Below are 6517 nucleotides of genomic sequence, written 5' to 3' on the forward strand. Positions count from 1 at the left end.
GTGGACTTTCACCACCATCCGTTAAACAGTTAGAAATTCGGGTTTTTCCCGCGATTCCCCTAAGTCATACCCCTCCTATCTCAGGAGGCTCCTACTTAGAACGAGCCGCACTCTTCTTTAAGGTCAAACAATTGCGGGTCTCTATCCCGGTTGTGCCTCGGATTTTCAGCCTGTGCCCATATTTAAATGATACTCTAGCGCTATAAAATTGTCAACCTTTTCAATAAAATTGTATTTAGGCGACTAAAGTCGGTACCAGGCTTTCATCCCCGGTTTAAAAACACGGGGATGAAAGCCTGGAGCCGTTCTGTAAAAGCGTACACTAGAAAGCTGAACCTTGGGTAATTCCTTGGAACAAATCTATTCAATAGGTTTTCACTGTTAGGATAAGCGCAAGGAGAGTGAATCTTTCGACGGACCGTAATGCTGACCAATAGTCCTGCTTCCCAGTCAAACCCAATAATTTTAGATAGCCTACCTGATTTCAGGATTCCAGCTCAAGGCTGTCCACCACGAACTCGGCTGCATATTGACCTAATTTTACTCGCCATTGAAGCTCTCGAACTGGGAGGTTCTGAGGCAATGCTATTGGCGGCTAGAGAGCTGGAACTTCAGGAGATTATTAAAAATCGTGTTGTTCTTTGGCGTATGCGCTCTACCAATCCCTGGCGGCGCTCTTACACACGACGTCCTCTAACTCCAGAAGAAGCTAAGGCTTTAGTGGTGATTGCTAGTCATATGGCACGCCGAATGACAGTTCTGATTCGGCAGTTGTTGACGGCTTATGAACAACTGCTGGAAAAGCAGGTACCTCTAGAACAACATTTTCGCCTATCTAAGTATTTGGAAAGGTTCCAGGCTCATTTTCGCAGCCGGATGAACCCCCGTCGCTCTAAAGTGGCTGCCTATAACTCTGAAGAAAAGTTGAATCAACTCGCAATTTCTCTATTGAGTGAGCTTCTGTTCTGTACAGGCACTTCTGGAAGGCAAAGATTATGGACTAGTCTGTTTGATGGGGAATTGCCTTGAATGTTTTTGTTGTTGCTGATTATCGACATGCCATCAAGTATCAAGTAATAGTCAGGTGACTTATCAATTAGCCATTATCAATTACCCATTATTCATTACCCATTATCCATTACCCATTCCCTCAATGCTAGTCTAAGAGGTTGAAGGGGATTTTTCAGCAGGAACAGCCGATGACAATTCGACGCCAGTACAGTCTTCCCAACTGTACCCTTATCCTGGAGGGTTGGAGTAATAGTACCACAGGGGATGGGTTACAGCCAGATCCCCGACCATTGCTGACAACTCTAACTAATGCGGAATGCCATTTAGGGGCTATGAAACAACCCCTCAGTGGTGGGCGGGATTTTTTTGAGGACTTGGTAGATAGTGTAAGCCGCTATGCTCAGGAATTTTTGTCTAAAGTACCTCACCCCAAACCCAATGCTGAGAAACCAGCTAAGGTGCATCTGCAGAAAGTCGAGGACAAAAATGTGCATCGACTGACACTGCTAGATACTCCCAACTCAGGAGCAATGACCAACTCAGGGAAAGGTCTCCATGTAGATTTGAACACAGTGCAGTTGTTTGACTTGGTTGAGGCGATTGACCAGTTTTTGGCTGATGGACGAACCCTACCAGATATTAGCGTTTCGTTGCAGCCTGTTTCTAAGCACTATCGCCAAGCTGAAAAACCAGTAACCGAGCGTACTGCACCCGCTGCACTGGGCATGGCAAGTTTGGCTCTAGCTGCGATCGCATTTTTCTTTGTACCGATTCCAGAAGTACGGGAACCCGAACCTGCCCGAACAGAGGAAAATTCCAATGAAACCAGTACCTCAACTGGGGAGAGTGACCCTCAGGCAACACCAACACCAACACCAAAGGGAACACCACTCTCGATTGAGGAGCTAGAAAAAGTGCTCACAACTGCACCAGAAATTACTGATCCCACAGAGTTGCGCTATATACAAAGAAGCCTGCAAAAGCGAATTTTTCGAGCTTGGGGGAACCGGGAACAGTTTGCTGGGAATTTAAACTATCAGGTTAGTGTTGGCAGAGATGGTGCGATTTTAGGGTATAAACCCGTTAAGGGCACACCCTTGGATGGGGCAGACCAAACCCCCCTACCTGAATTGCTGTACACCAAAACTACAGGCAATATTGCTACCCAAGAACCTATTGCTCAGTTCCAGGTGTTATTTAAACAAGGGGAAGACGAAGGGATTCTCGAAATCAGTCCTTGGAATGGTTATATGGGTAGGATTACCCTAGGGCCAGAAATTAATGACAGCGCTGTCATTAACGATTTGAAAGGCAAGGTGTCTCAGAAAATTGGTGACAGTTGGAATAAAACCTCCAGCTATCCTAAAGATTTAACGTATCGAGTAGCTGTGACTGAAGAGGGTATCATTGCTGATTATGAAGCAATTGATAAAGAGTCTTGGGATTACTCCCAAGAAACTCCTCTAGAACGCCTAATCAAGCCAGCAGCAGCTGGCATTGGTGGCGAAGGGACTGGGTTAGTACCCCAGAAGCCCCTTGGTCATTTTCGAGTAGTGTTTAAAACTAATGGTGAGTTAGATGTTAGTCCCTACAGGAGCAAGGAATAATTTCCTGTGGCTAATTTAACAAAATGCGAGACGCGGATTTCAATATTTTGTCAACCCGCCCTCACCTGAATTCTTACCCTTTTTTCAATTCGTTTTTCCGAAAAATGCAGAATTTTTGCGTCCGCTCTTGCCCAACCAAGGAAAACCCTGCGGTTGCGAACATGCTAAGATACTCTATTTCATCGAAAAATATTAATCGCATTTGTTGTTGAGAAAGGATCTTGCCATTTGCTGAAAATGTATAAGTCTTCTGTAATGATTGTTCTCCAAAGTCGGTTGTTTGCGTATACACGATCCCATCTTTGATTGGCATTTCATAATTGGTATGATCCCCTTGAATCGACATACATAAAAGACCATCCTTATCTAAAAGATCATACAGTTTGTTCAGCGATTTCATCTGCACATCTTTGTTAGGGCAATAACTATACAGGCGATATTGTTGTTCTTGCTCTCTGTAGGAGAAACAGAAAACTCCCCCAGTCGAAATAACAGCCTCAAAAGTATCGCTGGTTTCATAATCCTCAATACTTGCACATACGAGCCTCACCGAATTATCCTTGAGTCTTTTTTCTGCTTGTGCAAGCATTGCAGGCGAGAAATCAATACCTGTTATATTATAATTCTCCAATAACAACATCTGCTCGGTTAATAAGCCGCTTCCTACCCCCATATCCAGAATTTTTATTCTTTCACCCAAAATTTTCTGCAATGATGTGGCATAACCTTTATGGTCATAATAGCCAGATGTCATCAAGTTGTCATAATACTTAGCGAGTTCTGTGTATGTATTGTCCACAGACCCCAAATCAGAAGATTCTTGTTTTACCATAAAAATCATGCCTCTTTGAATTTCTATATAAGACTATCATTTAGGTGCGGATAAATAAACCTTAAAACTCATAATCATAAAATAAACCTGAAAGTCTGTATTCAAAAGGTTTTGACCATTTTGAATCTCAATACCTAACACAGAAGCAACCGTTTATAATCTCCCCGTTCGTGGGCAGGCAGGTCAATCGAGTCAAAGGGAGGTGGGGTGGTGGGGGTAGTTTTTTTTAGGTTAAAAATACCTAAGGTACGCTTGATCCATTAAGAATTAAATTCGCCACGGGTCGCACTTTTTATTAATAAAAATTCCCCCACGGTTCGCGTTCACACTTAGCTTTTAAAAAGCGCGGGGTCGCACCGCTATATCCCGTTTCTCCCGTTTTTACCCACCTCCTATCCAAAGGAATAATTGTTAGTGGCAAATTGAATCTTCGCTGATACCCAGTTGCGTTATGGGTTGACCCTTAACCATTGCTTGTGTCTAGTCAACACTCAACACTCAACACAACCGTTTAAAATTAAAATCCCCCCTGCTCCAGGGGGGATTTTTAACGAAACATACTGCTGACAGAAGAGTCTTCATGAATACGCCAGATGGTTTCACCCAATAAGTTAGCCACTGAAAGCACTGTCAGCTGTGGAAACCGTTTGGCGTCCGGTAGTGGAATACTATTGGTAACAATTACTTCTTCAAACACTCCACTAGAGAGGCGCTCTATAGCTGGTGGCGAAAACACGGCATGGGTTGCACAAGCATAGACTTGACGAGCCCCTTCTTGACGCAGTACTTTGCCAGCTTCACAAATCGTGCCAGCAGTGTCAATCATATCATCGACTAGCACCGCAGTTTTACCCTTGACATCCCCAATCACATTCATCACTTCAGCGATATTGTGAGCTTGCCTGCGCTTGTCAATAATGGCAAGGGGGGCATCATATAGCTTTTTGGCAAAGGCTCTGGCTCTAGCCACACCACCAACGTCCGGCGAAACTACTACTAGATCAGTTAGGTGCTTAGAAGCCAGATATTGTAGCAATACTGGTGAACCGTAGACATGGTCACAGGGGATATCGAAATAACCTTGAATTTGAGCGGAGTGCAAATCCATTGCCAAAATCCGATTAGCACCAGCTCCAGTAATCAGGTTAGCCACCAGCTTGGCTGTAATGGACTCACGCCCCGCCGTTTTACGGTCTGCTCGCGCATAACCATAGTAAGGAATCACAGCAGTAACTTGCCGCGCTGAGGCTCGACGGCAAGCATCGATCATAATAAGTAACTCCATCAGGTAATCATTCACCGGATAGCAAGTCGGTTGAATCAGGTAAACATCACACCCCCTGATGGATTCTTGAATTTGGACATAGAGCTCCCCATCAGCAAATCGTTTCCGTACCATCGGTCCCAAGTCGAGGCCTAGATAACGTGCTACTTCCTGAGAAAGGGAAACATTTGCCGAACCAGAAAATAGTCTTAAACGATTGTTAGCGGCAATCTGGGGCAGAAGAGGTTGAAGCTCTAAAGTAACTGAACTGCTCACAGCAAACCCTCGAAGCTTATTTCAACGCGATCTTAACATTCTAAGAATATCCCTTTTATAATAATTTTTATAATTATTTATTTAAATTTGATTAATATTTTATTAATTTTTATAGCGTTGCTCTAACAGAAGTGTTGACTAAAGACACTATATATAGTGTCTTACCATCACACGAACCTGAGAACTCAAGCAGTTGTTTTTAAGTTTCTTACTCAAATACGAAAATTAACTATTGTACTTAATTCGAACAACTGTACATCTAGTCAAGTAAGGTAGTTATTTAAGATAGTTCTACACCAAAATAAGATAGCAATGAACATAAGCGTGATGTTCTAATAAACCAGAACAACATATATAGCGGTTATCCTATTGATTAGGTACAGAGGATTTTTTACCTGTTCCCTATTTCCTATTCCCTATTCCCTATTTACTATTCCCTACAGCAATTACGCAATAACTATACTTGTAAGGTCTAATTCGGTATCCTACACCATAAGGGTGTTTAGAGTCTAGTTTTGGGTAAACCTTGATGTATATAGTGATCAACTTATCTGTGGCTCAACTCTGTGGCTCAACGGAACGGTTGGAATCCATCGATGGAGTTCCAAAGCAACTTGACACTCCCCGGTCTAAAGACGCGGGGATTCTTGCTTGGCCGTAGGCCACGCTACGCGAACAACGAGTCAGCTTGCTCAACCAAACCGGAGTCAGGAAGAGTAGAGGCCAATTCTCCACAAGCGTTCTGGTCTGTGACCAAGGTTCCGATGTGCCCCACCGTACCTAAGGCTCTGTTAAGGATGTTGACTGCGGCATTGTGATCCCTGTCTAATTCACAGCCACACTTACAGATGTGAGTCCTGGTTGACAGTGACTTCTTCACGACCTCGCCGCATTCAGAACAATTTTGGCTTGTATAAGCAGGATTTACTGCGACAGTTATCCTGCAAAATTTTTTACCAAAATGCTCCAACCATCTCCTAAATTGATACCAACCTGCGTCATTAATAGATTTAGCAAGACAGTGATTTTTTACTAGATTATTGACTCTTAAATCTTCATAGGCGACCAGGTCGTTAGACCGGATTACGCAACGTGCCGGAGACGAAACCTTAGAAGAGTGCAGCCTTACAACAAAACCTGTTACCTTTGATGCATAGCCTACCAACTATAAAGGCTGCACTCTTCTTGCGGTAACTTCTAGCCAGTCTCTTGGCGTGTTCTTGACGTTGCCTACTTATTTTAAGATGCTGTCTGCCTAGTCTATTAATCGCTTTTTTACGATTGGATGAGCCTTTCTTCTTTCGAGAAACTTGACGTTGATATAATTTTAGCTTCTTTTCCCCAGCCCTGTAAAAACGAGGGTTAGGTTCGGTTTTGCCCCTGGAATCAGTGTAAAACTGTTTCAATCCTACATCCAGTCCCACAGTCGCATCAGCAGGATTTAATTGCTCTTTTACATCGACAGAGATGCAAAACTGAACGTAGTAACCATCAGCCCTCTTGACTATGCGAATTCGTTTGATTAAC

Annotated in this window: 7 protein-coding genes and 1 pseudogene; 4 read left to right on the top strand and 4 right to left on the bottom strand. The window is 43.4% G+C overall.

What is annotated here, in order from left to right; genetic code table 11:
• From F6J99_RS39535 to F6J99_RS39545, 3 genes are all read left to right on the top strand, one after another.
• Positions 1-206 (top strand): hypothetical protein (locus tag F6J99_RS39535; protein ID WP_293121600.1); only part of this gene is annotated, 206 nt, incomplete at its 5' end.
• 217 nt (positions 207-423) lie between these two features.
• Entirely contained in the window at positions 424-1029 is a 606-nt protein-coding gene (locus F6J99_RS39540) for a DUF3038 domain-containing protein (protein WP_070395912.1), read from the top strand.
• 170 nt (positions 1030-1199) lie between these two features.
• On the top strand, positions 1200-2618 hold the full coding sequence (locus F6J99_RS39545; RefSeq protein WP_293121602.1) for a DUF4335 domain-containing protein: 1419 nt from the start codon (positions 1200-1202) through the stop codon (positions 2616-2618).
• Positions 2619-2691: 73 nt separating this feature from the next.
• Here the strand turns inward: F6J99_RS39545 and F6J99_RS39550 are convergent, their stop codons facing one another.
• Together F6J99_RS39550 and F6J99_RS39555 are read right to left on the bottom strand one after the other, a co-directional pair.
• Entirely contained in the window at positions 2692-3450 is a 759-nt protein-coding gene (locus F6J99_RS39550; protein ID WP_293121604.1) for a class I SAM-dependent methyltransferase, read from the bottom strand.
• 547 nt (positions 3451-3997) lie between these two features.
• Positions 3998-4990, bottom strand: coding sequence for a ribose-phosphate pyrophosphokinase (locus F6J99_RS39555; protein WP_293121606.1), 993 nt, complete (start codon positions 4988-4990; stop codon positions 3998-4000).
• Between the two features lie 529 nt (positions 4991-5519).
• On the opposite strand from F6J99_RS39555, the gene F6J99_RS39560 reads away from it, so the two are divergent.
• A complete protein-coding gene (locus tag F6J99_RS39560) occupies positions 5520-5651 on the top strand; it encodes a hypothetical protein (RefSeq protein WP_293121608.1) in 132 nt (43 codons plus the stop codon).
• 6 nt (positions 5652-5657) lie between these two features.
• Here the strand turns inward: F6J99_RS39560 and F6J99_RS39565 are convergent.
• Both F6J99_RS39565 and F6J99_RS39570 read right to left on the bottom strand, forming a co-directional pair.
• Positions 5658-6086 (bottom strand): annotated as a pseudogene (locus F6J99_RS39565) (transposase); the annotation flags it as partial.
• A gap of 13 nt (positions 6087-6099) precedes the next feature.
• Positions 6100-6517 (bottom strand): transposase (locus tag F6J99_RS39570; RefSeq protein WP_293121612.1); only part of this gene is annotated, 418 nt, incomplete at its 5' end.

It is taken from the genome of Moorena sp. SIO4G3 (genome assembly GCF_010692305.1).
In the GTDB taxonomy this organism is placed as follows: Bacteria; Cyanobacteriota; Cyanobacteriia; order Cyanobacteriales; family Coleofasciculaceae; genus Moorena; species Moorena producens_A.